This window comes from Devosia sp. 1566, from assembly GCF_004005995.1.
Classification (GTDB): domain Bacteria; phylum Pseudomonadota; class Alphaproteobacteria; order Rhizobiales; family Devosiaceae; genus Devosia.
On sequence record NZ_CP034767.1, the window covers coordinates 487,416 to 512,237 of the forward strand.

Annotated in this window: 24 protein-coding genes and 1 other RNA gene; 12 read left to right on the forward strand and 13 right to left on the reverse strand. The window is 63.7% G+C overall.

Translation table 11 applies throughout. From position 1 onward, the window contains the following. Positions 1 to 61 precede the first annotated feature (61 nt). Positions 62 to 280 carry a DUF2945 domain-containing protein gene (locus ELX51_RS02350; RefSeq protein ID WP_127752001.1) on the reverse strand — a complete coding sequence of 73 codons (219 nt, stop codon included), beginning with the start codon at positions 278 to 280 and terminating at the stop codon, positions 62 to 64. A 139-nt stretch (positions 281 to 419) separates the two neighbouring features. On the opposite strand from ELX51_RS02350, the gene ELX51_RS02355 reads away from it, so the two are divergent. Beyond that, positions 420 to 923, forward strand: a complete 504-nt coding sequence (locus ELX51_RS02355; RefSeq protein WP_127752002.1) for a hypothetical protein — start codon at positions 420 to 422, stop codon at positions 921 to 923. Here ELX51_RS02355 and recR read toward each other — a convergent pair. From recR to ffs, 4 genes are all read right to left on the reverse strand, one after another. Further along, positions 920 to 1,516 (reverse strand): recombination mediator RecR, encoded by a 597-nt coding sequence (gene recR / locus ELX51_RS02360; protein ID WP_127752003.1) that lies wholly within the window; start codon positions 1,514 to 1,516, stop codon positions 920 to 922. The two genes, ELX51_RS02355 and recR, sit on opposite strands and share 4 nt — an antisense overlap. Positions 1,517 to 1,620: 104 nt before the next feature. After that, a complete protein-coding gene (locus ELX51_RS02365; RefSeq protein ID WP_127752004.1) occupies positions 1,621 to 1,944 on the reverse strand; it encodes a YbaB/EbfC family nucleoid-associated protein in 324 nt (107 codons plus the stop codon). Further along, the gene (locus tag ELX51_RS02370; protein WP_127752005.1) at positions 1,941 to 3,761 is read right to left on the reverse strand and encodes a DNA polymerase III subunit gamma/tau; all 1,821 of its coding nucleotides are present in this window, start codon (positions 3,759 to 3,761) and stop codon (positions 1,941 to 1,943) included. The genes ELX51_RS02365 and ELX51_RS02370 overlap by 4 nt, the downstream gene beginning before the upstream one ends. 64 nt (positions 3,762 to 3,825) lie before the next feature. Further along, positions 3,826 to 3,921: signal recognition particle sRNA small type (gene ffs / locus ELX51_RS02375), an RNA gene on the reverse strand. Between the two features lie 247 nt (positions 3,922 to 4,168). On the opposite strand from ffs, the gene ELX51_RS02380 reads away from it, so the two are divergent. Together ELX51_RS02380 and sthA are read left to right on the forward strand one after the other, a co-directional pair. After that, positions 4,169 to 5,020: an LOG family protein gene (locus tag ELX51_RS02380; RefSeq protein WP_248305225.1), complete on the forward strand. Its 852-nt coding sequence runs from the start codon at positions 4,169 to 4,171 to the stop codon at positions 5,018 to 5,020. A gap of 115 nt (positions 5,021 to 5,135) precedes the next feature. After that, on the forward strand, positions 5,136 to 6,557 hold the full coding sequence (gene sthA, locus ELX51_RS02385) for a Si-specific NAD(P)(+) transhydrogenase (RefSeq protein WP_127752006.1): 1,422 nt from the start codon (positions 5,136 to 5,138) through the stop codon (positions 6,555 to 6,557). On the opposite strand, the gene ELX51_RS02390 is transcribed toward sthA, so the two are convergent. After that, positions 6,554 to 7,399: a TIM barrel protein gene (locus ELX51_RS02390; protein WP_127752007.1), complete on the reverse strand. Its 846-nt coding sequence runs from the start codon at positions 7,397 to 7,399 to the stop codon at positions 6,554 to 6,556. The two genes, sthA and ELX51_RS02390, sit on opposite strands and share 4 nt — an antisense overlap. 158 nt (positions 7,400 to 7,557) lie before the next feature. Between ELX51_RS02390 and ELX51_RS02395 the strand changes: the two genes are divergently transcribed. Next, positions 7,558 to 8,937 (forward strand): FAD-containing oxidoreductase, encoded by a 1,380-nt coding sequence (locus tag ELX51_RS02395; RefSeq protein ID WP_127752008.1) that lies wholly within the window; start codon positions 7,558 to 7,560, stop codon positions 8,935 to 8,937. A gap of 5 nt (positions 8,938 to 8,942) precedes the next feature. On the opposite strand, the gene ELX51_RS02400 is transcribed toward ELX51_RS02395, so the two are convergent. Together ELX51_RS02400 and ELX51_RS02405 are read right to left on the reverse strand one after the other, a co-directional pair. Further along, positions 8,943 to 9,536 carry a YdcF family protein gene (locus ELX51_RS02400; RefSeq protein ID WP_127752009.1) on the reverse strand — a complete coding sequence of 198 codons (594 nt, stop codon included), beginning with the start codon at positions 9,534 to 9,536 and terminating at the stop codon, positions 8,943 to 8,945. Continuing rightward, positions 9,527 to 10,768 (reverse strand): aminopeptidase, encoded by a 1,242-nt coding sequence (locus ELX51_RS02405; RefSeq protein WP_127752010.1) that lies wholly within the window; start codon positions 10,766 to 10,768, stop codon positions 9,527 to 9,529. Before ELX51_RS02405 ends, ELX51_RS02400 begins: the two co-directional genes overlap by 10 nt. A gap of 631 nt (positions 10,769 to 11,399) precedes the next feature. Here ELX51_RS02405 and ELX51_RS02410 point away from each other — a divergent pair. Then, positions 11,400 to 13,208 carry an ABC transporter ATP-binding protein gene (locus ELX51_RS02410; protein ID WP_127752011.1) on the forward strand — a complete coding sequence of 603 codons (1,809 nt, stop codon included), beginning with the start codon at positions 11,400 to 11,402 and terminating at the stop codon, positions 13,206 to 13,208. Between the two features lie 138 nt (positions 13,209 to 13,346). Here the strand turns inward: ELX51_RS02410 and ELX51_RS02415 are convergent, their stop codons facing one another. Then, entirely contained in the window at positions 13,347 to 13,772 is a 426-nt protein-coding gene (locus ELX51_RS02415) for an organic hydroperoxide resistance protein (protein WP_127752012.1), read from the reverse strand. 370 nt (positions 13,773 to 14,142) lie between these two features. On the opposite strand from ELX51_RS02415, the gene ELX51_RS02420 reads away from it, so the two are divergent. The 3 genes from ELX51_RS02420 to ELX51_RS02430 are packed head-to-tail and all read left to right on the forward strand — an operon-like array spanning position 14,143 to position 15,882. Beyond that, positions 14,143 to 15,060 carry a VOC family protein gene (locus tag ELX51_RS02420; protein ID WP_164854715.1) on the forward strand — a complete coding sequence of 306 codons (918 nt, stop codon included), beginning with the start codon at positions 14,143 to 14,145 and terminating at the stop codon, positions 15,058 to 15,060. A gap of 48 nt (positions 15,061 to 15,108) precedes the next feature. After that, entirely contained in the window at positions 15,109 to 15,654 is a 546-nt protein-coding gene (locus tag ELX51_RS02425) for a DUF924 family protein (protein ID WP_127752014.1), read from the forward strand. Positions 15,655 to 15,702: 48 nt separating this feature from the next. Then, entirely contained in the window at positions 15,703 to 15,882 is a 180-nt protein-coding gene (locus tag ELX51_RS02430) for a hypothetical protein (protein WP_127752015.1), read from the forward strand. On the opposite strand, the gene ELX51_RS02435 is transcribed toward ELX51_RS02430, so the two are convergent. Further along, positions 15,879 to 16,787: a sugar kinase gene (locus ELX51_RS02435; RefSeq protein WP_127752016.1), complete on the reverse strand. Its 909-nt coding sequence runs from the start codon at positions 16,785 to 16,787 to the stop codon at positions 15,879 to 15,881. The two genes, ELX51_RS02430 and ELX51_RS02435, sit on opposite strands and share 4 nt — an antisense overlap. 158 nt (positions 16,788 to 16,945) lie before the next feature. On the opposite strand from ELX51_RS02435, the gene ELX51_RS02440 reads away from it, so the two are divergent. Next, positions 16,946 to 18,418: a mannitol dehydrogenase family protein gene (locus ELX51_RS02440; RefSeq protein ID WP_127752017.1), complete on the forward strand. Its 1,473-nt coding sequence runs from the start codon at positions 16,946 to 16,948 to the stop codon at positions 18,416 to 18,418. Between the two features lie 9 nt (positions 18,419 to 18,427). On the opposite strand, the gene ELX51_RS02445 is transcribed toward ELX51_RS02440, so the two are convergent. Both ELX51_RS02445 and ppk2 read right to left on the reverse strand, forming a co-directional pair. Beyond that, positions 18,428 to 19,195: an N-formylglutamate amidohydrolase gene (locus ELX51_RS02445; RefSeq protein ID WP_248305226.1), complete on the reverse strand. Its 768-nt coding sequence runs from the start codon at positions 19,193 to 19,195 to the stop codon at positions 18,428 to 18,430. A 93-nt stretch (positions 19,196 to 19,288) separates the two neighbouring features. After that, entirely contained in the window at positions 19,289 to 20,146 is an 858-nt protein-coding gene (ppk2, locus tag ELX51_RS02450) for a polyphosphate kinase 2 (RefSeq protein ID WP_348983126.1), read from the reverse strand. 157 nt (positions 20,147 to 20,303) lie between these two features. On the opposite strand from ppk2, the gene ELX51_RS02455 reads away from it, so the two are divergent. Next, positions 20,304 to 21,518, forward strand: a complete 1,215-nt coding sequence (locus ELX51_RS02455) for an ATP-binding protein (protein ID WP_164854716.1) — start codon at positions 20,304 to 20,306, stop codon at positions 21,516 to 21,518. 172 nt (positions 21,519 to 21,690) lie between these two features. Here ELX51_RS02455 and ELX51_RS02460 read toward each other — a convergent pair whose 3' ends face one another. Beyond that, positions 21,691 to 22,266 (reverse strand): GcrA family cell cycle regulator, encoded by a 576-nt coding sequence (locus ELX51_RS02460; RefSeq protein WP_127752020.1) that lies wholly within the window; start codon positions 22,264 to 22,266, stop codon positions 21,691 to 21,693. Positions 22,267 to 22,638: 372 nt separating this feature from the next. Here ELX51_RS02460 and ELX51_RS02465 point away from each other — a divergent pair, with 372 nt between their 5' ends. Next, entirely contained in the window at positions 22,639 to 23,838 is a 1,200-nt protein-coding gene (locus tag ELX51_RS02465) for an aspartate aminotransferase family protein (RefSeq protein WP_127752021.1), read from the forward strand. Positions 23,839 to 23,878: 40 nt separating this feature from the next. Next, positions 23,879 to 24,805, forward strand: a complete 927-nt coding sequence (gene argF / locus ELX51_RS02470) for an ornithine carbamoyltransferase (RefSeq protein WP_127752022.1) — start codon at positions 23,879 to 23,881, stop codon at positions 24,803 to 24,805. Positions 24,806 to 24,822 lie beyond the last annotated feature (17 nt).

Consider the following 24,822-nt stretch of genomic DNA (forward strand, 5'->3'; position numbering starts at 1 on the left):
GCTTACTTCGCCGGCGAGTAAGCCCGCGGCTTACTTCGCCCCGGCGAGTAGGCGCTCCTGTCTACTTCGCTTCCAGCTCGCTGGCGCTTTTCAGCACCTCGTCGCCATCCTCCTGCCGGATCAAAAAGGCCGGCTCCTCCTGGCTGGCATTGCGCGTCACCTCGGCGCCCTTGATGGTGCGGGTGACCTTATCGGTGAACCGCTCCACGATCGTGCCTTGTGCCGTGCTGCCGGCCCAGTTCCACGTCACCTTCGTTCCCTTCTGCAGTGCCTTGCTCATCAATCGCTCCTTGCGTTGATCCAGCAACGAGCCGGCCGGCGCCCCGTTGCAGTCCCCCAAGCAGTTGATCGGTGCAGTGAACCCGCGCTCGCTCCGGCGCGTTGTGTGCTTCGAACACTCTCGCTCAAGGAAGCAAGCCATGCCCACAAACCATCCCGGCTCTATCCTGCCGCAGGACACCGCACCGGCCGATGCCGTCGACGAAGTCATTGTCGGCCAACCGATCAGCCAGGATGAGGTGGACGACCTGCTTTATGGCGAGGACCGCCCGGCGGGCGAACGCGTCGATCGCCTGCGCGAACTGGCCGACCAGATCCGCGCCCGCCAGGCCGGCGATCTTGCCACCAATCCCGATACCGATCCGCTGCTCGACGAAATCGATCGCGCCATCGCCGAACTCTCGGGTTCACTGGCCGATGCCGACGATGAATTCGACTATGGCAATGCCACGGGCGTTCTGGCGCAGGATCCCGAGGACCACCTCGATGCCCTCTCGCCCGACGATGTGGATGGCCGCGCCGGCATCACCGGGGAAGCCGCCGACAGCGCTCCCTTCGATGATGACGAAGACGAGCCCGAGCCGCTCGATGAAACCGAATGGGAAGAAGGCGACGGCTTTGATCCCGACAAGGGCGTCCGCTAAACCAGCGTGCGCGCCTTGAGCGCCTGGCTCAACGTGCCTTCATCCAGATAATCGAGCTCCCCGCCCACGGGCACCCCGTGGGCGAGGCGCGTTACCTTGGTGGTGCCATGCCCCAGCCGGTCGGTGATGTAGTGGGCCGTGGTTTGCCCCTCGACGGTCGCATTGATGGCGAGGACGATCTCGCTGAACTCGGGCGCCCGCGCCAGCAGTGCCTCGATGGAAAGATCATCGGGGCCCACGCCATCGAGCGGCGACAGCACGCCCCCGAGCACATGGTATTTCACCGCCCCGACTCCCGCGCGCTCCAGGGCCCACAGATCGGCGACATCTTCCACCACGAGCAGCATGCCGCTTTCGTTGCGGCGCGGATCGGCGCAAATGGCGCAGGGGCTTTGCGTATCGACATTGCCGCACACTTCGCAGGTGCGCACCGCCAGGACGGCCCGGTCAAGCGCGGCCGATAGCGGGATCATCAGCTGATCCTTTTTCTTGATCAGCTGCAGCACCGCCCGTCGCGCCGAACGCGGCCCCAGGCCCGGCAAGCGCGCCATCAGCTGGATCAGCTGTTCAATTTCGGGTCCGCCGCTCGCCATCAACATCATTCCTGCCCCGACGCCGATGGGCGAAGAGGTGGCGCCACGCGCCGCAACGGGATGGGCGCGGGAATGCCCCGCGCCTTCACATCAGTCCAACAAACCTAGAACGGCAGCTTCATGCCCGGTGGCAGCGGCAGGCCGGAGGTGACTTCCGCCATCTTGCGCTGCATTTCGGCTTCCGCCTTGCTCTTGGCGTCGTTGTGGGCGGCCACGATCAGGTCTTCGAGCACTTCCACATCGTCGTCCTTGAACAGGCTCGGATCGATCCGCACGCCGCGCATCTCGCCCTTGCCATTGAGCGACACGGTCACCATGCCCGCGCCGGCCTGGCCTTCCACCACGAGGTCGCCGAGCTCGGCCTGCATGGCCTCCATCTTGCTCTTCATCTCGGTGGCGGCCTTCATCATGCCCATGATGTCTTTCATTCCTCGTCCTCTTCTGCTGGCAGGGGGGCCGCTTCGGCCTCTGGCGCAACGGCATCGTCGCGCAATTTCACATTCACGACCTTCGCACCCGGAAAGGTCTCAAGTATGGCCTGCACCAGCGGGTCCTCGTGGGCCGCCGCGTGAGCCGCCTTTTGCCGCTCCTGCTGCTCCTGCCGGAACGTGAGGCCTTCGGGCGGCTTGCTCGATACGGTCACGAGCCAGCGCGAACCGGTCCATTGCTGCAGCCGCGCCGACAACATGGCGATGATGCCGGGATCGGCGCCTTCGGCCAGCGCCACCTCGATTTGCCCTTCGCTGAACGACACTGGCCGCATCTGCGATTCCAGTGCGAGCTTAAGCAACACGTCGCGCTTGGCGCCCGCCAGCGCAATCAGTTCGCGATAGCTCCCCACTTTTGCCATGGCTGGCGGCGGAGGCGGCGCGGGTTGCACCGTTTCCAGTGGTTGGGTCGCCACCAGCACCGGCTGCGCCAGCGCCTGGGGCGCCTCCTCGGGCGAGGGCAGGGTGCGCGATACCGCCGGCTCGTTCTGAAATGGTTGCGGCGCCTCGATCCGCATCGCCTGCCCGCCGCCACCGCCGCCGGACGGACCACGGCCCATCGGCGCTCCGGGCGGCAACGCCGGCGCGGGAGCGGGCTGGTTGGCCAGCTTGGCAATCAGCTCATCGGGCGTCGGCAGATCGGCCGCATAAGCCAGGCGCACCAGCACCATTTCGGCGGCCTGCAGGGCATTGTTGGCCCGCCCAACTTCCTCGTGGCCCTTGAAGAGGATCTGCCAGGCCCGCGACAGCGCTCGCATCGGCAGCCGCCCGGCATATTCGGCCCCGCGCACGCGCTCGTCGGGGGTCAGCGACAAATCCTCGCCCGCCGCCGGCACCACTTTGATGCGCGTTACGAGATGGGTGAAATCGGCAAGATCGGCCATCAGCGTTTGCGGATCGGCACCGAGGTCATAAAGCGCGCGCAGCGTTTGCAGGGCATCGCCGATCCGCCCGGCCATCACTTCTTCAAACAGATCGATGATCCGCGACCGGTCCCCCAGGCCCAGCATCGCCTTGACGGTTGCGGCCGTCACCGCGCCATCGCCATGGGCGATTGCCTGGTCGAGCAGGCTCAGATTGTCGCGCGCCGAGCCTTCACCCGCCCGCACGATCATGGCGAGCGCCTCGGGCTCGAACCCGATGCCTTCCTGCTCGAGGATCGATTGCAGATAATCCGTCATCACCTCGGGCGTGATCCGCCTGAGGTCGAACCGCATGCAGCGGCTCAGGATGGTCACCGGCACCTTGCGGATCTCGGTGGTCGCGAAAATGAACTTCACATAGGGCGGCGGCTCTTCGAGCGTTTTCAGCAGCCCGTTGAAGGCCGCCGTCGAGAGCATATGCACTTCGTCGATCACATAGACTTTGAACGGCGCCGACACCGGACCGTATTTGACGGAGTCGATGATTTCGCGAATGTCGTTGATGCCGGTATTGGACGCGGCATCCATCTCCACCACATCGACATGGCGCCCCTCGATGATGGCGCGGCAATGCTCGCCCTCGACCGAGAGGTCAAGCGTGGGGTGCCGTCCGCTCGCATCCTCATAATTGAAGGCGCGCGCCAGAATGCGCGCTGTCGTGGTCTTGCCCACGCCGCGCACGCCGGTCAGGATAAAGGCGTGGTGGATGCGGTTCTGCTTGAACGCATTGCCCAGCGTCTGCACCATCGCGTCCTGCCCCACGAGGGTCGAGAAGTCGCGCGGGCGATATTTGCGGGCCAGCACCAGATAAGGCGAGGTTTGAGCGTCCGCCATCCTGCCCTCCAATGCATGGTGAAAAAGGAAAAAACCGGGGAGCCGCTGGCTCAGCTCGGGAATAAATAGGAGGCTGGCAACGACCCGTGCAGGTCTCGTTGGGGCTGCTTCCTTCCGGACCTGACCCGGTTGGCGAGGAACACGTCCGCGCCAACCTCCCGAGGCGCTATATGCGAATAAATGGCCGCAAAGGCAAGGGGCAAGACCGGTGCGGGGCGCCCTTGATCCGCGCTCGAGCGCGGCTCGACGGCGACCAATCTGCCCGCCGCCGCGGCCATCGTCTTCAAGATCGGGTCCAAATACCTATATGATAAGGGCGCGGCCCTTTGCGGGGTGCGACCCTTTACCCCGCGTTCCCCGCCCGCTTAACTCACCACAAAACCCAACTGCCCGTATCGGAGCTTTTCTTGGCCAGACGCCGTCCCACCCCGTTGCGTACCTCCCAGGAGGACATTGACGCTTCCCAGCGCGCTCCCAATACGCCCCAGACCCAGTCATCCGCATTCCGCCTGGCTTTCGCCGATGACGACTTTCTCACCTCCGAGGACATCCGCGGCGTCCGCTTCCAGCTGGAATATCTCAAACCCGAGTTCCGTCTGCGCGAAGCGGGGATCAATTCCACCGTGGTCCTGTTTGGTGGTGCGCGCATTCCCGAGCCCGGCAAGCCGGCCTGGGCCGCCAAGAACCAGACCCAGAAAACCAATCTGGAAGCCGCCTCGCGCTACTATGATGTGGCGCGCGATTTTGCGCGCCTCGCCTCGGAAACCTCGCGCAGCCTTGATTTCAAGGAATTCGTGGTGGTGACCGGGGGCGGCCCGGGCGTCATGGAAGCGGGCAATCGCGGTGCGGCCGATGTGGGCGCGCCCTCCATCGGGCTCAACATCGTTTTGCCCCATGAGCAGGCGCCCAATCTCTTCGTCACGCCGGAATTTTCGTTTAACTTTCATTATTTTGCCACGCGCAAGATCCATTTTCTCCTGCGCGCTAAGGCAGTCGCGGTGTTCCCCGGCGGCTTTGGCACGCTTGATGAATTCTTCGAGGCGCTGACCCTGATCCAGACCGGCCGCATGGCCCGGGTGCCGCTCTTGCTGTTTGGCGCGAGCTTTTGGAGCAAGGTCATCAATTTCGAGGCGCTGGCGGAAGCCGGAACCATCTCGCCCAATGATCTTGAATTGTTCAACGTGGTCGACACCGCCCAGGAGGGCTGGGACGTGGTGCAAAAATTTTATGACCTGCCCACCCCGGTTGCGGCGCTCTGACCAGGAGCGCCGCCCGCCTAGCCCGCCCTCTTGCGGCCTTGCGCCGCTTCGTCTTGCCCGTCCTGCCCGGGAAGGGCGAAATCGCCTCCCGTCACCGGCACCTCAAGGAGTCTTCATGGACCATTATGATATCGTGGTGATCGGCAGCGGCCCCGCCGGCCGCCGTGCCGCCGTGCAGGCAGCCAAGCTCGGCCGCTCGGTGCTGGTGGTGGAAAACCGGCTGCGCCTGGGTGGCGTTTCGGTCCATACCGGCACCATCCCTTCGAAAACCCTGCGCGAAACCGTGCTCAACCTTTCGGGTTGGCGCGAGCGCGGCTTTTATGGTCTCGCCTATCGGGTGAAAAAGGAGATCGAGGGCAAGGATCTGGGCTCGCGCCTGCGCAAGACGCTCGATTACGAAATCGAAGTGCTCGAGCATCAGTTCGCCCGCAATGGCGTGCGCACCTTTGGCGGCATGGCGCGCTTTCTTGATACCAACCGGATCAGCGTCACCGACCCCGATGGCGAAGAGCACGTCTTTTCCTTTGATTACGGCGTGATCGCCGTAGGCACCACCCCTTATCGCCCCGCCAATATCCCCTTCAACGACCGCTCCGTAGTGGATAGCGATAGCCTCGTGTTCGAGCCGCGCGTGCCCAAGAGCCTGACCGTGGTCGGGGCCGGCGTGATCGGCATCGAATACGCCACCATCTTTTCGGCGCTCGATGTGCCCGTCACCATCATCGAGCCCAAGGACACCATTCTCGATTTCATCGACCGCGAGATCATCGAGGAGTTCACCCACGAACTGCGCCAGCGCGGCGTCACCTTGCGTCTCGGAGCCAAGGTCGATCAGGTCGAGCTCGATTCCGTAGGCTGGCCGATCGCGATCCTCGCCGACGGGCGCCGCATTCGCTCCGACATGCTGCTTTATGCGGCCGGCCGCTCTGGCGCGACCGCCAATCTGGGGCTCGAAAACGCCGGCATCACCCCGCAGGATCGCGGCCGCCTCAAGGTCGACCCTGCCACCTTCCAAACCAATGTGCGCAACATCTATGCCGCCGGCGACGTAATCGGCTTTCCCTCGCTCGCCTCTACGTCCATGGAGCAGGGGCGGATTGCGGCCCTTCATGCCTGCGGCGCGGCCATGCACCCCGCTCCCGAGTTCTTCCCCTATGGCATCTATGCCGTGCCCGAGATTTCAACTGTTGGGCTCACCGAGCAGCAGGTGCGCACGCAAGGCATTCCCTATGAAAGCGGCGTTGCGCGCTTCCGCGAAACCTCGCGCGGCCACATCATGGGCTTGCAGTCGGGCATGATGAAAATGATGTTTTCGCTCGAGGACCGCAAATTGCTGGGCGTCCACATCGTGGGGGAGGGCGCGACCGAGCTCATTCATATCGGCCAGGCCGTGCTCAATCTGGGCGGCACGCTCGACTATTTCGTCGAGAATGCCTTCAATTACCCGACCTTGGCCGAAGCCTACAAGATCGCCGCGCTGGACGCCTGGAACCGCATGCCGCGCCAGACCACCCCGCTCGCGGCCGCCTTGCCCTAGACCTCTTCTTCGTGCTCGGACCAGCCGATCACGAAGTCCCGCTCATGGCGCAAGCCGTCCCATTCCCGCAGCACGTCATTGTCATAAATCAGGGTATAGGGGCCGCGGTAACCGGCATTTTCGGCCGCAACGATGCAGGCGGAGTAATCCGCCTCATCGAGAACCCCAATATCTGAGAAATGCGCCTTGGCATGGCAGAGCTCCGCCCGCCCCGCGATGGATGCCAGCGCCTCGTATTTGCCCGGCCCCGACCAATTGCCAAAATCCATCAGCAATCCAACGCGTCCCTCCAGTTGATCGAGCAGCCAATGCACCTGCTGCGGCGTCGGCAACAGGTCAAACCAGTTCTCGGTCACGAGCCGCACCGATGAGCCCGCATTGCGATCAGCGAGGATGCGCAGCGCAGCCACCGAGCGATCCAGCGCCGCCATGGTCGGCTTCTGCTTGCCGGCAATCACCCGGGCATTGTCTGCGCCCAGTGTATTGGCGACTTCGATCCAGCCGGCAATCCAGTCCCGGTCGCGATCGCCATGCACGGGATCGGTGATGTCGCCGGCATCGATCAACAGGGTCTGCAGCCGCACCTCCGAATGCGCAAGGCTCGCCCGCAGTTCTTCCAGATAAATCGGATCACGGCTGCGCAGGTGAAACGACACCAGCTCGAGCCGGTGATAGCCATGTCGTTTCAGCGCCGAAGGCAGGTCGAGCAGGGTTTCGCTGCCCTCGCCATAGGTCAGCTCCTCCCTCCCCACTTCATTGCTGGTCAAATCATGGGGATAGGTGCTGCCCAGCAGCCGGTGCAGCGACCAGCTCGAAACGGCAATTCGCTCTTCGGGGGTCATGCAACAACACTCCTCTTCGGGTCCCCGAACACTGGCCCGCGGGGACACCGGGTGCAAGCCGGATCAGGGTGACTGGCTATCGCCCGCTTAACCATCCCGCTCGGGGCTGGCGGCTCCGCCCATCCCGCACTAAGCTGGTGAGCAGCAAGGGGGTTCCCATGGCCGAGCAGTTTGATGCCATCATCATCGGGGCGGGCCAGTCCGGGCCGTTCCTGGCCGCGCGGCTCGCCGAAGCCGGGCACAAGACGGCCCTCGTCGAGCGCACCCATCTCGGTGGCACCTGCGTCAATGATGGCTGCACCCCGACCAAAACCCTCGTCGCCAGCGCCCGCGCCGCCTGGATGGCCCGCCATGCCATCGATTACGGCGTTCTGCTCGATGGCCCGGTCCGCGTCGACATGCGGGCGGTCAAGGCGCGCAAGGACAAGGTCGTCAATGCTTCCGTGCAAAGCCTGACCGATTGGCTCGGCAACACCGAGGGGCTCGAACTCATCACCGGCTCCGCCCGCTTCGTCTCCCCCACCGAGGTCGAGGTCAACAACCGCCGCCTCACCGCCCCGCGCCTCTTCATTAACACCGGCGCCCGCCCAAGCATCCCCGATTGGCCGGGGATCGAGGATGTGCCCTATCTCACCAACACCACCATCCTCGAACTCGACACCCTCCCCGAGCATCTGGTGATTGCCGGCGCGAGCTATGTGGCGCTCGAATTTGCCCAGATCTATGCCCGGTTCGGCGCCAAGGTCACGATCGTCGCCCGCGGCGACCGTCCCGCCAGCCGCGAAGACCCCGACATCTCCGCCGCCATCCGCCAGATCCTCGAGCGAGACGGCGTCCAGTTCCTGTTCGATACCGAAGTGCAGTCCGTCCGCCGCGACGGCACCGGCATCGCCTTGGCCCGCCGCGGCCCCAATGCCGACCAAACCCTCTCGGGCAGCCATCTCCTCCTTGCGCTCGGCCGCACCCCCAACAGCGAGGACCTCGACCTCCCCGCCGCGGGCCTCGAGGCCGACAAGCATGGCTATATTCCCGCCGACGATCACCTGCGCACGGCGGTACCCGGCATCTGGGCCATGGGCGACATCAACGGCCGCGGCGCCTGGACCCATACCTCCTACAACGAGTTCGAGATCGTCGCCGACAACCTCCTCGATGGCGGCACCCGTTCCATTGCCGGCCGCACCACCGTCTACGGCCTCTTCATCGACCCGCCCCTGGGACGCATCGGCATCGGCGAAAGCGAAGCCCGTAAGCTCGGCCGCCCGGTGCTCAGTGCCACCATGCCCATGAGCAAGGTCGCCCGCGCCCGCGAGCGGGGCGAAACCGAGGGGCTGATGAAGGTCTTTGTCGATGCGCAAACCCAGCGCATCCTCGGTGCCGCGATCCTTGGCATCCGCGGCGACGAGGTGGTGCAATCGCTGCTGCAGCTGATGACCGGCGATCTGCCCTACACCTCGATGACGCAGACGATGCACATCCACCCCACCGTCACCGAACTCTTGCCGACGCTCCTTGCCGGCCTCAAGCCGCTGGACTAGCCCCGCTACATCCCCGTCACGAGATACTGCGCCATGAACCACACTTCCTTGGCCAGAAACGGCACCTGGGTTTGCCAGCTGCGATAGCGCGTCGTGGGCGTCGGCGAGGGTCTGGCGATAACGCCCAGCCGGTCCGCGATCATGATTGCGCGGCGCATATGGATGGGGTCCGACACGATCAACACGCTGCCGATCCCATGCGCTTCCAGCACCGCCTTGCCAAAGGCGAGGTTCTCGATCGTCGTGCGCGATTGATCCTCGAGCACAACATCGCCCGCGGGCACGCCGCGCGACACGAGCCAGCGCCGGCTGGCCTCCGCCTCGGTCAAATCATCCTCGGGGCTGAGACCTCCGGTGACGACAATGCGCCTGACTTGGCCGCGATCATGCAACTCCTGGGCATGGCGCAGCCGCTCCTCGAGCACCGGCGTCGGCCGCTCCCCGATCACCGCTGCCCCCAGCACCAAAGCGGCGTCAGCGGGCTCGGCTGAGCTCGCTTCGCCATAGCGCCAGATATCGAAGGCCATGCCGCCGCACACCAGCACCAGCAAGAAACTTGCGGCGATGATGGCGCGGTAAACGCGCCGCGCTAGGCCCATTCGCCCCCGCGCATCACCGGCTCGCGCGAGCCGTCGGCATGCACGCCATCGATGTCGATCTTGTCCGAGCCAATCATCCAGTCGATATGGATATTGGAGCTGTTGCCGCCCTGGGCATTGATCTGCTCCTGGCTCAAATCCTTGCCGCCCACAAAGCAATCCGAATAGCACTGGCCCTGCGCGATGTGGCAGGAGGCGTTTTCGTCATAAAGCGTGTTGAAGAACAGGATCCCCGACGCCGAAATCGGCGAGGAATGGGGCACCAGCGCCACTTCACCCAAGCGACGAGCGCCCTCATCGGTGTCGAGCACCTTGTTGAAGATATCCTGCCCCTTGGATGCCTTGAGCTCCACCAGTCGCCCGCCCTCGAACCGGCCCTGCATCTCCTCGATCAGCGCGCCATTATGCGACAGCGGCTTGGTCGCCGCCACATAACCATCCACGCGCATGCGGTGCGGCGTCGTGAACACTTCTTCGGTGGGGATATTGGGGTTGCAGGTGATGCCGTTCTTGGCTTCCGAGGCGCCGCCCTTCCAGCGATGCCCATCGGCAAGGCCCACCGTCAAATCGGTGTCCGGCCCGGTATAATGCAGCGCCGAAAACGCCTTGCCGTTCAGCCAGGTCCAGCGGCGCTTGAGATTGGCATTGTGCTCGGCCCAGGCGGCGATCGGGTCTTCCTGGTCGACACGGCTGGCCGCAAAAATGGCGTCGGCCAGCTTGCCCACCGCCACTTCCTCGCTATCATTGGGAAACACCAGCTTGGCCCAGGCCGCGCCCGGATAGGACACGATGTTCCAGTTGATGTCGAACCCGGTGATCAGCTGCAGCGCCGGCTTGTAGGCCGCCGAATTGGCGCGATTGGCCCGGCCCACCTTGTCGGGGTCCTGGCCCGCCAGCATCATCGGATTGTCGCCCGAAATCGCCAGGCGCGCTGCGTTGTTCTTGAAGGCATCGGCCATGCCCTGGTAGAGCCAGCCCGCGGCGCGGTCAAAGCTCGCCTCACTGCCGTATTTGTAGCGCGCGAGCGTTGCTTCCTCATCGGCATAGATCGTGGTCACGAGCCCGGCGCCTGCCTTATAGGCATGCTCGGTGATCCGGCGCACCAGCGGCACCGCGCTCAAGGGCGCGGTCATCACCAGATCCTGGCCGGGCTGCAGCTGCAGGCCCACCTTGATGGCAACTTGCGCCAGTTTGTCGAGCTTGACGGGATCGATGGGGCCATTGGTGGTCATGGAATAAAACCGAAGCAGTGAACAACTGCGGCCAAACTACCCGCTCCCACCGCGCCCGGCCAGCCAAAACGCTACTCCATTTGATCTAGATCAAGAAGCGCATCTCCCGCCGGGGCTAGAACCCTCTCCAGAAACAACGGAGAGCCGGAAATGACCATTCTCATCGTCGCTGCAATTGTTGCCATGTTCGCAGCCTTCATGGCAGCCCTGGCTTATGGCGAATACACCACCGACACGATCTGATTTTCTCGGCTGGGCACTCTGTATCGAGCCCCCGGCACTCCCACCCGACCAGCGGCGCGGCTTCCCTTCCCGGAAGCCGCGCCGTTGTTTTTTTGCCCCTCACCTTGCCACCCCTCACATTGGCGTGAGTTTTGGCTCTTGGCAAAACGCGGCTCTTCCTCTAAGAACCATCCCCTGTTCCGGGCCGGGGAGGCGTTGCATGACAGTATCGATCACCGTTTCCCCATCGGGTCGACGCTAGTTTAGGCGTTACCCGGGCTGCCCCTCGCGGCGCCGCTTTTTTCCGCCACAACCTGATATCTTGCCCCGGCGCCTTTAAGCCCTTCCGGTTGTGCGTTTTTCCCATTGCCATCGAGGACCGGTGCGCCAACGCCGCCGGAAACCCCCAATGTCGTCAAACAAGCTTCCTTTCCGCGCCGATGCCTTTCGCGACGTGCTTGGCTTCACCTTTGCCCATTGGCGGGGCCAGCCCTGGCGCATCGCCACCATTGCCACTTTGGTGCTGCTGGCAACGCTGGCCGAAGCGCTGACCCCCATTTTTGCCGGGCGTCTCGTTGATGCCGTCGCCTCGGGCTCGGGGCAGGACGAGAGCTTCTGGTGGGCGGCGGTGATCGCCTTTTGGACCATGGTCGGGCTCTATCTGAGCTCGGTCGTGCTGCGCCAGCTCGTTTACTTCAACATCATTCCCTTCACCCTGCGCATCATGAGCAATGTGGTGAACACCGCTTTTCATCGGGTGCAGCGCTTCTCGACCGATTGGCACGCCAACAGCTTTGCCGGCTCCACCGTGCGCAAGATCACGCGCGGCAATGGCGCCATTGATCTGCTCAACGATACGCTGCTGGTGGCCCTGTGGCCCTCCTTGCTGATGCTGATTGGCGCCACCGTCATCCTGGGGCTGGCCTGGCCCGTCATGGGCCTTGTCGTTGGCATCGGCTCGATCATCTTTGTCACCGTCACCGTGCTGATGTCGGTCAATTTCGTGGCTCCCGCCGGCGCCCTCGCCAATGCCTGGGATACCCGCATGGGCGGCGCTCTGGCCGATGCCGTCAGCTGCAATTCCGTGGTCAAGGCGTTCGGCGCCGAGGAGCGCGAGGAAAGCCGGCTCGAAAGTGTCGTGGCCAAATGGCGCTCGCGCACCCGCCGGGTCTGGACCCGTGGCACGATCAATGGCGGCGTGCAGGGCGCCATGATGGCGCTGATGCAGGCCGCGGTCCTCGGCACGGCCCTGCTGCTCTGGCGCCAGGGCGCCGCTTCGCCGGGCGACATCACCTTTGTCCTCACCATGTTCTTTGTGCTGCAGGGGCATCTGCGCGATGTCGGCCAGCACATCCGCAACCTGCAGCGCTCGGTCAACGACATGGAAGAACTGGTGCGTCTCAATCACGAGCCGCTCGGCATTGACGACAAGCCCGGCGCCAAGCCCATCCGCATCACTGCGGGTGCGATTGAGTTCGACCACATCACCTTCCAGTACGGTTCGCACCAGACCGCGCTCTACCGCGATTTCTCGGTCGAGATCGCGCCGGGCGAACGGGTGGGTCTCGTGGGTCATTCCGGCTCGGGCAAGACCACTTTCGTCAAGCTGATCCAGCGCCTTTATGACGTCAATTCGGGCGCCATTCGCATCGATGGGCAAAACATCGCCGACGTGCAGCAATCCTCGCTGCGCGGCCAGATCGCCATTGTGCAACAGGAGCCGATCCTGTTTCACCGCACCCTGGCCGAAAACATCGCCTATGCCCGCCCCGGCGCCAGCCGCGCCCAGATCGAGCAGGCTGCCCGCCAGGCCAGCGCCCATGACTTCATCATGAACCTGCCCAAGGGCTACGAGACCATGGTGGGCGAGCGGGGCGTCAAGCTCTCGGGCGGCGAGCGCCAGCGCGTGGCCATCGCTCGGGCATTCCTCGCCGATGCGCGCATCCTCATCCTCGATGAAGCGACCTCGAGTCTGGACAGCGAAAGCGAAGTGCTGATCCAGCAGGCCATGGAACGCCTGATGGTCGGCCGCACCACCCTTGTCATCGCGCACCGCCTCTCAACGGTACGCGCCCTCGATCGCCTCCTCGTCTTCGACAAGGGCCGCATCGTCGAGGAAGGCACCCACGACCAGCTGATCACCCTCAAAGCCGGCATCTACCGCCGTCTCTTCGAACGCCAGGCCCTCGAACTCACCAAAGGCCTCAAGATCGCCTGAGGAAAGCGCGGCAATCACCCAGCTCCAAGCGGTCGATCACCGCTGATCGGGAGCGTCACCCTCCCCTCGGGAGAGGGACGGGGTGGGGGGAACGAGAGGCCCAAACCTCATCGCCCCACACCCCTTCAAAACTCAAAACTACTCGACTTCGAGCGTTACCTCAAAACCCTTGCGCGACACTTCGCTATAGGGGCAGATCACATGGGCGCGCTGCACCACATCCTCGGCGGTGGCCTTGTCGAGCCCCGGCAGGTGCACCTTGAGCGCCGCCTGGATCCAGAAACCCTCGCCGTCTTCGCGGTCCCGGAAGCTCACTTCCGCCGTCACCGTCGAATCTTCGCTGATCGGGGTCTTGGTCTTGCGCGCCGCACCCTTGATCGCGCCCAAAAAGCAGGCCGAATAGCCCAGGGCAAACAACTGCTCGGGATTGGTGCCGCGCGCGCCGTCGCCGCCCAGCTCCTTGGGCGTGGTCAGCGTCACATCGAGCACGCCATCATCGGTCGCGCCGTGGCCGGAGCGGCCGCCGGTGGAAGTGGCGCGTGCGGTGTACATGATCTTCGTCATTGCTTTTGATCCTTTGCTGGGTCGAGCCCCAAGCTTAGTCTGTCCAGTGCTTGCCGTTGCAAGGCTTTTGACGCGCTTGGTTACGTCTCATTGAACGCCTCGATCGCTAATATGGTCGCATCGGCGGCAGGAAGGCCTCAACCGGCCGAAGCTACCTGCACCATTGCTGAGGCCTTGCCTTCCCTCCCCCTTGAGGGGAGGGACCGAGGGAGGGGGCCGCGGTGTCCTTGCACCGGCGCTTCCTCGCCGCCGTACTATTGCACCCGCTCCAGCGAACAATGCCTTCGCCTCGCGCCCGATGGTTGGAACAATGCGGGGGCACTATATCCAACGGGACATTCAGCCACCCCCGTCTCCGAAAGGCCCGACCATGATCGACGCCAGCGTTCAAACCGATATCCGCTCCCAGCCCCTCCTGCCGCTGACGACGCGGCTGGGTCCCGTCCATCTTGCGGTCACCGACCGCGCCAAGGCCCTCGCCATCTGGCGCGACGTTGTTGGCCTGCGCCTGCTGTCGGAAACCGGCAATGCGCTGGTGTTGGGGGCAGGGGACCAGCCCCTCATCGTGCTCGAAACCGGCGCCCTGCGGCCATCCGTGGCGCGCACGATCGGGCTTTATCATGTGGCCATCCACGTCCCCAGCCGCGCCGACCTCGCGCAACTGGCGCTGCGCGCGCTCGCCCATAATTTGCGCATCGCGCCTACCGACCATCTGGTGTCCGAAGCCATCTATCTCTGGGACCTCGACGGCAATGGCATCGAGATCACCTTCGAGACGCCCTGGCGCGGCACGCTCGGTCATCCCGATCAGGGTCATTATGCCGTCACCGCCGATGGCCAGCCCCATTCGGGCCGCGACCCCATCGATCTGCGCGGCCTGCTGGCTGAACTCGGCCCCAACCCGCTGCCCCAGCAAACGATGCCGGCCGGCACCCGGATCGGCCATATCCATCTGCATGTAACCGACCTCAACCTTGCCACCACATTTTACCGGGACGTCATCGGCTTTGCCGGGTTCCTTTTGATCCATTCCTTTGGCATGGGCGATGTCGGGCTCGACTACATGCCCCATACCCTGGCCTACAACATCTGGTCGGGTCCCGATGCCGTGCTGCCGCCGCCCGGCTCGGCCGGCCTGCGCTGGTTCACCATCACCGTGCCCGATGCGGCGACCCTCGCGGCTGTCGAAGGGCGGCTGCAAAATTCGGGCGCTCCAATTGCCCCGATCGAGAGTGGCATCGAAACGCGTGACCCATTCGGCAACCGCGTGCATATTGTGGTTGGCTGAGCCCTGGTGAACAGGCGTTCAGAACCCGTTCATCAAGGTGGCAGAACCATGAAAAACGCCGATGACGTGCTGCAATTCTGGTTCGTCGACCACGGCCCGGACGACTGGTTTGGCGGCAAGCCCGAGTTCGACGGCGCCCTCAGTGAGAGCTTTGCCGAAACCCACGCCCGGGTCGGCAAGGCCGAAGCCTGGACCTGGCGCCACAGCCCCGCCGGGCGCCTCGCCGAGATCATCGTGCTCGACCAGTTCTCGCGCCAGCTCCACCGCGGCAACGCCCAGGGTTTCGCCTGGGATTCCATGGCCTTAGCTCTGGCGCAAGAAGCCCTGGCGCTCGATGCCGACCACGCGGTGGAAGCCATCCGCCGCCCCTTTTTCTACCTGCCCTTCATGCATTCGGAATCCATCATCATCCAGCATGAAGGGGTTCGTCTTTACCAGGCGCTGGGCGATCCCGAGCAGCTGCAGTTCATGCTCGATCACCTGCACGCGATCGAGCGCTTCGGCCGCTTTCCCTTCCGCAACAAGGCCTTAGGCCGTACCAGCACCCCCGAGGAAGAGCACTACATGGCCGAAGCGGGTGATCGCAGGTTTTAGCGCAACCATGCTCTCCCTCGCTCCGTTGAGCGCAAAAGGAGATCGATAATGGAAGTTCAATCCGGCCCATCCATCTGGCTGATCCTGCTCACCATCGGCGTCATCGCCCTCGCGCTCGCCGTGGTGTTCGGCATCATGCGCAACCGCAATCGCACCCCCGGGGAAAAGGCCGTCACGGAAGCCGCAACCCGCGCAACCTACCAGGCCGAAGACCGCGACCGCACCTAGCTAAGGAGCGCCGGGTCCACCAGGGCCCCCTTCTGCCCGATCACAATGCCAGCGACCCGGTGCGCCGCCTCTGCCGCCTCCTGCAGGCCCTTGCCGGCCAGCCGGGCGCTAAGGTAAGCGCCGTTGAACGAATCCCCTGCGCCCGTCGCATCGACCACGCTCCCGGCCGGCGGTGGCGCGACCTTGACCCGCTCGGTAGCAGTCGCCACCAGGGCGGGATTGCCACCATCCTTGACCACCACTTCCCCGACACCCAGCTCCAGGTAACGCTCGGCGGTTTCCTCGACACTGCGGTCGCCAAACACCGGCGCTTCGTCGCCATGGGTGGGCAGGACGATGTCGCAAAGGCTTGCGGCCGCGGTCAGCATGGACGCCATCACCCGCTGGCTGGTCCACAGCGCCGGGCGCAGATTGGTGTCGAACACGACAGTCGCCCCCGCTTCGCGCGCCACCACCACAGCCCCCAGCAGGCGGCCCCGCGCCCGCGGCTGTAGGATGGCAAGGGTGATGCCCGAGAAATACACCATGCTGGCGCCCTCAAGCGCGACGTGGAGAGCACCCTTGTCCTCGGCCAACAGTCGCGCTGCCGATTGGTCGCGCCAATAGGTGAAGTGCCGGTCCCCGCCTTCCTGATGGATCAAATACAGCCCCGGGCGCCGGTTCTTGATCGTGCCGATATGCTTGGTGCCGATGCGGTGCTGCTCAAGGAAGGCCCGGATATCGGCGGAATAACGGTCTTCACCGAGCGCGGTGAAATAGTCCACCGACCAATCCGGCTCGAGGAGGGCGCGCATATACCAGGCGGTGTTGAGCGTATCGCCGGCATAGCCGAGCCGGTATTGCCGGTCCTCGCCCCCGCTCATCTCGATCATGCATTCTCCGATGCTCACGAAGCGCTTGCTCAAGACTGAACCCTCCTGTTGTGGCTCCGCTTATGAGCGCAAAAGCCGCCCTGCCGCAAGACCGGGTGCGACAGCTTCATCGCTGGAAAGCGGCCAAGTTGATCTTCCATACAAGCGCGAAGCTGCTTATGGTGCGCCCGCTTACAGGAGTTTACTTGCCGATGCCGCGTTTGAACGCTTCCTTGCTCGCCAATCCGCCACAGAGCGTCCGTGTGCCCGATTACGATCGAGGTGCGGTGACACCCGGGATTGTCCATCTCGGCATTGGCGCGTTCCACCGGGCCCACATGGCGGTCTACGTCGACGATCTGCTAGCTCAGGACCCGAGTTGGGGCATTGTGGGCGCGAGCCTGCGCCGCCCCGACACCAAGGATGCACTCGCGCCGCAGGATGGGCTTTATACGATTGCCGTGCGCGACGCGGCGGGCACCAGCACACGCATCATCGGCTCGATCCTCAGCGTAATGGACGCCAACACCCAGCGCGAGGAATTGCTGGCGCTCATGGCCTCTCCCGCCCTTCGCATCGTTTCGCTGACGGTGACCGAAAAGGGCTATTGCCACGATCCCGCTACCGGCGAGCTCGACGAAAACCATCCCGATATCACCTACGATCTGGCCCATCCCACCGAAGCCCGGTCGGCGCCGGGCATGCTGGTGGAGGCACTGGCGCGCCGTCGGGCGGCGGAACTTGGCGCATTCACCGTGATGAGCTGCGACAACCTTCCGTCCAACGGCCATACTACGTCGCGCATCGTGACCCGCTTCGCTGCCCTGCGTGACCCCGAACTGGCGCGCTGGATCGAGGACAATGTGCGCTTCCCCAGCACCATGGTCGACCGCATCGTTCCGGCCACCACGGATGCTGATCGCGCCATGATCGAGGCCGCGACCGGCGTTGCCGATGCCTGGCCGATCATGACCGAGCCCTTCACCCAATGGGTGATCGAGGACAGCTTCTCGGCCGGCCGTCCGCAATTCGAGCAGGCGGGTGCTACCATTGCCGAGGACGTCGAGCCCTTCGAGCGCATGAAGCTGCGCATGCTCAACGGCTCCCACTCTACCTTGGCTTATCTGGGCTTTCTGGCGGGCTACCAATATGTCGCAGACGCCGTCGGCGATCCGGCTTTCGCCGCGCTGATCCGTGGTTTGATGACCGAGGAAGTCATGCCTACGCTCCACATGCCGGGCGTGGATCTGGGCGCCTATCGCGACCAGTTGCTCCAGCGGTTCAGCAATCCGGCCCTGCAGCACCGGACCTGGCAGATCGCCATGGATGGAAGCCAGAAGCTGCCGCAGCGCCTGCTCGGCACTATCCGTGACCGCTTGGCGGCCGACCAGCCATTCACCCGGCTCGCGCTCGGGGTTGCGGCTTGGATGCGCTATGTCACAGGTGTGGATGAAAGCGGCGAAAGCATCGATGTGCGCGATCCGCTCGCCATGCGAATGATGGCGATCGCGGCTGATGCCGGTGATGATCCCGAAGCGCTGTTCGATGGTCTGGTCGCTCTCAGCGAGGTGTTCGGCACCGACCTGCCCGACAATGCCGCGTTCCGTGCGGCAGTGCTCGCTCATCTCGATAGCCTCTACGAAATCGGCGCCGCCCAGACAGTCGCCGAGGTGGTACGAGGCTGAGCCGCTAGCCTAGCCGCGCACCGCACCTTTGCGCCGCTGGCGCGCTGCCACCAAGCAGCGGGCCAGCCGCTCTGACCAGAACTGCACGCCATCCACTTCGAGGATCTCGTCGTGGCGGATTTCGATCATCGTGGCCTCAAGCCCCCGGCCGTCGCCATGCTGTTCCAGCGTCAGGGTCACACCGCTCTGGGCGGCATAAGGCAGGTTCCAGCCGACATTGAGTTCGGGATCCTCGGCCTTGAGCGCGTCATAGAGCGCCCGGGTGAAGCGCTGGTCACTGCCATGGATCAACCCGATGGGCCAAGGTCGCGCTACCCCGTGGTAAACGGGGGTAAAGGAATGCACGCAAACCAGAACCGCTTCCCGTCCGGCATGGCGTCGCGCCTCCAGCAAGGTGTGGATGGAGGCGTGATAGGCCTGGTGGAAGTGGCTGATCCGGAATTGCCGCTCGGCTTCATCCAAATTCTCATTGGCCAGGATCGGCGTTGCTTCCGATAAGGTCCAGATCAAATCGGGTGCATCGAGCGCGCGATTGCAGTCGATCACCAGCCGCGACACCGTTGATTGCACGAGGGGCGCGTCGAGCGCGTCGGACAAGACCCGGCTGACGGCAAGTGCCCCCGGATCCCAGGCGATATGGCTCAGCCGTTGGACCTGCGACAAACCAAGATCGCCATAGCGTTCTGGAATGCGGTTGGAAGCGTGGTCGCACACGATCACGAAGGGCGATGTGCCCCGCGCATTGGTGACCACCACGGCCTTATCGCACGATACCACTACTTTGCCCCCGAACAGGTCCGCTCGCGAGCCGCACTAACCCCAGCCTCGGGCAAGCTGTCAACGCAGCGACCGCCGAATTCCTCTGAACCATCAGTGCTGGTCCACCAGGGCCATGAAGGACTTGGTGTCCATCACGAGCAGGGGATCGATCGGCCCGATCGCATCGACATCCTTGCCGGCGTAGTCAAGCCGATGCAGCACCGTGCGGATGAGGTTGAGCCGTCCCCGGCGCTTGTCATTGGAGCGCACCACCATCCAGGGGGCGTGGGGCACATCGGTATGCTCGAACATGGCGTCTCGCGCCCCGCTATAGGCTTCCCAGCGTCCCAAAGCTTCGATGTCGATCGGCGAAAGCTTCCAGACCTTGAGCGGGTCGTGACGCCGGTCGTGAAAGCGCTTGAGCTGCATTTCCCGGCCGATCGAGAGCCAGAACTTGAACAGATGGATGCCGTCATCGGTGATGCGGCGCTCAAATTCGGGGGCTTCCTGGAGGAAGTGCTCCACCTGCTTGGGCGTGGCATAGCCCATTACCCGTTCGACCCCCGCCCGGTTGTACCAGGAGCGGTCGAACAGCACGGTTTCGCCACCCGCTGGCATCCATTCCACATAACGCTGGAAGTACCACTGCGTCCTTTCCCGATCATTGGGCTTGGGCAGTGCCGCAATCAGATTGTGTCGGGGGTTGAGATTGGAAAGATAAGTCTTGATCGTGCCGCCTTTGCCCGCCGCGTCGCGTCCCTCGAACACCAGCATGACGCGCTCGGCCGTGGTCAGCAGATGAGCCTGCAGCAGCACCAATTGCTTTTGGAGTTCATACATCTCCGCCTCGTAGATCTCGAGGTCGAGCTTGTCGGCATAAGGGTAACCACCCGAGCGCATTGCGTTCTTCTTGATCGCTTCTGGCAGTTTGGGATTGTCGATATCGAAGTCGTCGAATGGATCGCTCAATCTTGTCGCTCCGCTGTCACGTGGACCGTGTTATAGAGATTATTTAGCACGCAAGAGCCGCCAAACTTGGGCGGTCGGTACTCCAAAGCCAATGGACGACGCCAACATTCCTCAAACTGTTCTTTCAGCTGGCACAGTGGCAGCGCCGAAATTACCTGTGCCCGCTATTCTGCTGGTGGTCGTGGCGGGCGTGCTGCTGGCCCTGGTAACCTGGTGCGGGTTGACCTGGTGGGGCGCCTGTTTAGGTTTTGCCGTGCTGGCGGCAACCATTCTTTGTCTCCCCATCGCGGCGCGACCGACGGATTTGATAACAGCCCCAAGCGTTGCATTGGCTGGGCAAGCCGCGGAAGACGACGCCGCTGTAGCCGCCTTTGCCGATGCGCTGGTCGACCCCTGCCTGGTTCTCGATGCACGCGCGACCTTGGTTCACGCCAATGGCGCTGCGCAGCACCGCTTTCCAGCGATCTCCGTAGGCAAGCGGTTGACCTTGGCCCTGCGTAACCCCGAACTGGTGCAAGCGGTTGAAGCGGCGCAACGGACCGGCCGTGCTCAAACCATCGAGATTCACGAGACGTTGCCCTCCGAGACCTGGGACAAAGTGGTGATTGCGCCCCTGCTGCGCGCCGGCGAGCACTCCCAGCAACTGATCATGACGGTGCAGAGCCTGACTGAACTCAAGCGCGTCGATGCCATGCGCAGCGACTTCATCGCCAATGCCAGCCATGAATTGCGCACGCCCTTGGCATCGCTGCTGGGCTTCATCGACACCCTGCTTGGCCCGGCAGCCAATGATCCGGCTGCGCGCGAGCGGTTCCTTGGCATCATGCGCGGCCAGGCCGATCGCATGAGCAAGCTTGTCGATGATCTCCTTTCGCTTTCACGCATCGAGATGCACCAGCATATCAGGCCAACGGCGACCATTGAACTCGCCGGCTTGTTGCGCGAAGTTCGCGACGGGCTGCAAACCCAGGCCGAAGCGGCCGGGCTCGACATCGTCCTCAGCCTGCCCGAAGGACCGGCCCAAACCATTGGCGATCGCGGTCAGCTCTACGAGGTGTTCGAGAACCTCATCGATAATGCGCTGAAATATGGCTCGGGCGGTAAAACGGTGGAGGTCGTCCTGCAGCCCGCCAACAAGCTTGGCTTTGCCCATATGGTCAGCGTTGTGGATCATGGGCCCGGCGTGCCGCCCGAGCATGTGCCGCGCCTGACCGAGCGCTTTTATCGCATCGATGCCGAAACCAGCCGCAAGCGGAAGGGCACCGGGCTTGGCCTGGCGATCGTCAAGCACATCGTCAGCCGCCATCGCGGACAACTCAGCATCCGCAGCGAATTGGGCCAAGGCATGCGGGTAGACGTGCTGCTGCCCTGACACCTGGCATGGTGTGAGGTCAATCCGCCTGAAATTGGGGCAGGGGCAGGTTCTGGCAAAGAGGGATTGAGGCTTTGGCCTCTGGGAGGCTGCGGTTACCAGGCAGCCTCAACCGCGCGCCAGGCCTTATCACCGGGCGCGGGCGCCGTTGCGCCCGCCGTCGCGACGCTGTTCAGCGGCGCTTCTTGTCGATCTGGTGGTAGGCCCGGCGCGAATGGAACTCGCAATAGGGGCCGCTTTCCTGGGCGTGGCCGCCGCAGAAGTAGAAATCCTTGGCCAGTGGGTCGCCGATTGGCCACTTGCAGGTCTGCTCGCTCAACTGCAGCAGGCTGAGGCGCTTGTCTTCGGGGATGAAGATTTCAGCCGCCGCGGGCGCCACATAAGGCTGGCTTTCCATTTCCGGGCTCACCGCCAGTGCGGTAGCGCCGATGGACTGGGGCCGGCTCGCCATCTGGCGCGGCTTGGAGGAAGCTGCCGCGGCCGTCATCGGGCTCGACGATCCAGTGGAAGGGGAAGACATCCGGCGCGGTGCCGGGCGGGGGGCTGGCCGTGAGCGGGCCGCCGTGTTGGTGGGCTTGGCGCGGGCCGACAGCTTGAGCCGGTGCACCTTACCGATCACCGCATTGCGGGTGACCCCTTCACCCAGTTCGCCAGCGATCTGGCTGGCGCTCAAACCTTCCATCCAAAGCTTCTTCAAGAGCTCCACGCGGTCGTCTGTCCAGCCTTGTGGCTGTGTCTCCGAAACCATTGTCAAAGCAGAATCCTTCATTGTCCCGCCAGAAGCTCCGGCAGTCGTGGTCGTCTACACTTCGTATGTCTAGCGGGTCCGCCACACGAGATATCGTGCTCCCGATAGGTCAGAGAGTACGCTATCGGCGGAATCGGGATCAAGAGTCCCCAGCCACTTTCCCCGGAAAATGAATGGTTAAGAAGGGGTAAAGAAAGCTTGAGTCAAATCAGGCACTTGCCGGCGGCCACATTGACTTTGGTGCGCGAAACGGCTCAATTGGCCGCGCGACGCGCTGCAGATTATGGCGCGTTTTTGATTTTTTCGGGGACGTAGTTGCAGAATTGCTGCGCTCCCGCCCATTGCTCGCCGACCAAGAAGGATTGCACCACCATGTCTGCGCTCTACGGCACCTATGCCCGCTCCGGTCTCGCCTTTGAGCGAGGCGAAGGCATGCGCCTGTATGACCAGAACGGCGTGGCCTATCTTGATTTCCATTCCGGCATCGCGGTCAATGCGCTGGGCCATGGCGATCCCCATCTGGTGGAAACGCTCAAGTCAGCGGCCGAGAAGGTGTGGCACACCTCCAATGTGTTCACTATTCCCGAGCAGGAGCGGCTGGGTCAACGGCTGGTTGAGGCCACATTCGCGGACTCTGTGTTCTTCACCAATTCGGGCGCCGAGGCCCTCGAATGCGCGATCAAGACCGCGCGGCATTACTTCTGGGCCAAGGGCGAAACCGATCGCTATGAGATCATCGCCTTTACCGGCTCTTTCCACGGCCGGACCCTGGGCACCATCGCCGCTGGCGGCAATCCCAACTATCTCGAAGGCTTCGGCCCGCCGGTCCCTGGCTTCAAGCACACCGCTCCCGGTGATCTGGCTGCGGTGGAGGCGCTGATCACGCCGCAGACCTGCGCCATTCTCATCGAGACGGTTCAAGGCGAAGGCGGCGTTTCTGCCATGACCCCTGAATTCATGCAGGGCTTGCGCCGGCTGTGCGATGAGCACGGCATGCTGCTCGTGCTCGACGAAGTGCAGTGCGGCTATGGCCGCACTGGCCGGTTCTTTGCCTTTGAGTGGAGCAACATTACGCCCGACATCGTCGCCGTAGCCAAGGCAATTGGCGGCGGCTTTCCGCTCGGCGCTTGTCTTGCCAGGGGTGATGTCGCGGCTTCCATGGTGCCTGGCACCCATGGCTCCACCTATGGCGGCAATCCCCTCGCCACGGCGGTGGGCAATGCCGTGCTCGACCGTATCCTTGAGCCCGGCTTCATCGAGCATGTCGACCAGATGGGCCAGCGCCTCGCTTGGCATCTGCAGCAACTGGCACAACGCTTTCCCGACCAGGTCCTGGAACTGCGCGGCAAGGGCCTCCTCGCCGGCATCAAGATCACCCCCCCGGTGCGCGACTTCGTCGAGCGCCTCCGGAGCGATCACCAGTTGCTAGCCATCGGCGCCGGCGAGAATGTGCTGCGCCTCCTGCCGCCACTGATCGTGACCGAGGCCGATATCGAAGAAGCGGTGGGCAAGATCGCTGCCGCCCTCGAGGCAATTGGGGCAGAAACACGCGTCGGCCTCGCTGCCGACTGACCCGCTGCATCGCAGCCAAGAACAACCGGACCCAGCTAACATGACCGGCGACACTAGACACTTTCTCAATATCGACGACTTCACCTATGCCGAACTGCGGGGCATGCTCAACGCCGCTGTTTCCCTTAAGGACCGACTCAAGCAGGGCGATCGCCCCCAGCTCCTCAAGGACAAGGTGCTGGCCATGATCTTCGAGCGCCAATCTACCCGCACCCGCGTGTCCTTTGATGTCGGCATGCGCCAGCTCGGGGGCGAAACCCTGATGCTCTCGGGCCAGGAAATGCAGCTGTCGCGCGAAGAAACGCTGCAGGACACTGCGCGGGTGATGAGCCGCTATGTCGATGCCATCATGATCCGCATCCTGTCCCATGCCGATCTGGTGGAACTGGCCGAAGGCTCGAGCGTACCCGTGATCAACGGCTTGACGCGCCGCGCCCATCCCTGCCAGATCATGGCTGACCTCATGACCTTTGAAGAGCATCGCGGTCCCATCAAGGGCGCCAAGATCGCCTGGGTGGGCGACAGCAACAATGTGCTCCATTCCTGGGTCAACGCCGCCGAACTGTTTGAATGCGAGCTGACCATCGCGGTGCCCGACGAGTATTGGCCCGAAAAAGACTTGATGGAAGACATCAAGAAGGCCGGTTCCTGGGTCAATCTCATCGAGGATCCCCGCGAGGCTGTCGCAGGCGCCGATCTGGTGATCACCGATACCTGGGTTTCCATGGGCGATACCGATGCTGCCGAGCGCCGCCGGGTCTTGAAACCTTACCGGGTGGACACCAATTTGATGGCGCAGGCAGACAAGAACGCCTTGTTCATGCACTGCCTGCCTGCCCACCGCGGCGACGAAGTGACCGACGACGTGATCGACGGTCCGCAGTCAGTTGTGTGGGACGAGGCTGAAAATCGCCTCCACGCGCAAAAAGCCATTCTGTGCTGGGCCTTTGGGGTCGAAACGAACTGAAATCGTGCTTCCGGCCG

Coding starts and splice junctions, on each gene's coding strand:
- ELX51_RS02350 (WP_127752001.1), bottom strand. CDS start 280: ATGAGCAAGGCACTGCAGAAGGGAACGAAGGTGACGTGGAACTGGGCC.
- ELX51_RS02355 (WP_127752002.1), top strand. CDS start 420: ATGCCCACAAACCATCCCGGCTCTATCCTGCCGCAGGACACCGCACCG.
- recR (WP_127752003.1), bottom strand. CDS start 1,516: ATGGCGAGCGGCGGACCCGAAATTGAACAGCTGATCCAGCTGATGGCG.
- ELX51_RS02365 (WP_127752004.1), bottom strand. CDS start 1,944: ATGAAAGACATCATGGGCATGATGAAGGCCGCCACCGAGATGAAGAGC.
- ELX51_RS02370 (WP_127752005.1), bottom strand. CDS start 3,761: ATGGCGGACGCTCAAACCTCGCCTTATCTGGTGCTGGCCCGCAAATAT.
- sthA (WP_127752006.1), top strand. CDS start 5,136: ATGGACCATTATGATATCGTGGTGATCGGCAGCGGCCCCGCCGGCCGC.
- ELX51_RS02390 (WP_127752007.1), bottom strand. CDS start 7,399: ATGACCCCCGAAGAGCGAATTGCCGTTTCGAGCTGGTCGCTGCACCGG.
- ELX51_RS02395 (WP_127752008.1), top strand. CDS start 7,558: ATGGCCGAGCAGTTTGATGCCATCATCATCGGGGCGGGCCAGTCCGGG.
- ELX51_RS02400 (WP_127752009.1), bottom strand. CDS start 9,536: ATGGGCCTAGCGCGGCGCGTTTACCGCGCCATCATCGCCGCAAGTTTC.
- ELX51_RS02405 (WP_127752010.1), bottom strand. CDS start 10,768: ATGACCACCAATGGCCCCATCGATCCCGTCAAGCTCGACAAACTGGCG.
- ELX51_RS02410 (WP_127752011.1), top strand. CDS start 11,400: ATGTCGTCAAACAAGCTTCCTTTCCGCGCCGATGCCTTTCGCGACGTG.
- ELX51_RS02415 (WP_127752012.1), bottom strand. CDS start 13,772: ATGACGAAGATCATGTACACCGCACGCGCCACTTCCACCGGCGGCCGC.
- ELX51_RS02420 (WP_164854715.1), top strand. CDS start 14,143: ATGATCGACGCCAGCGTTCAAACCGATATCCGCTCCCAGCCCCTCCTG.
- ELX51_RS02425 (WP_127752014.1), top strand. CDS start 15,109: ATGAAAAACGCCGATGACGTGCTGCAATTCTGGTTCGTCGACCACGGC.
- ELX51_RS02430 (WP_127752015.1), top strand. CDS start 15,703: ATGGAAGTTCAATCCGGCCCATCCATCTGGCTGATCCTGCTCACCATC.
- ELX51_RS02440 (WP_127752017.1), top strand. CDS start 16,946: ATGCCGCGTTTGAACGCTTCCTTGCTCGCCAATCCGCCACAGAGCGTC.
- ELX51_RS02460 (WP_127752020.1), bottom strand. CDS start 22,266: ATGGTTTCGGAGACACAGCCACAAGGCTGGACAGACGACCGCGTGGAG.
- ELX51_RS02465 (WP_127752021.1), top strand. CDS start 22,639: ATGTCTGCGCTCTACGGCACCTATGCCCGCTCCGGTCTCGCCTTTGAG.
- argF (WP_127752022.1), top strand. CDS start 23,879: ATGACCGGCGACACTAGACACTTTCTCAATATCGACGACTTCACCTAT.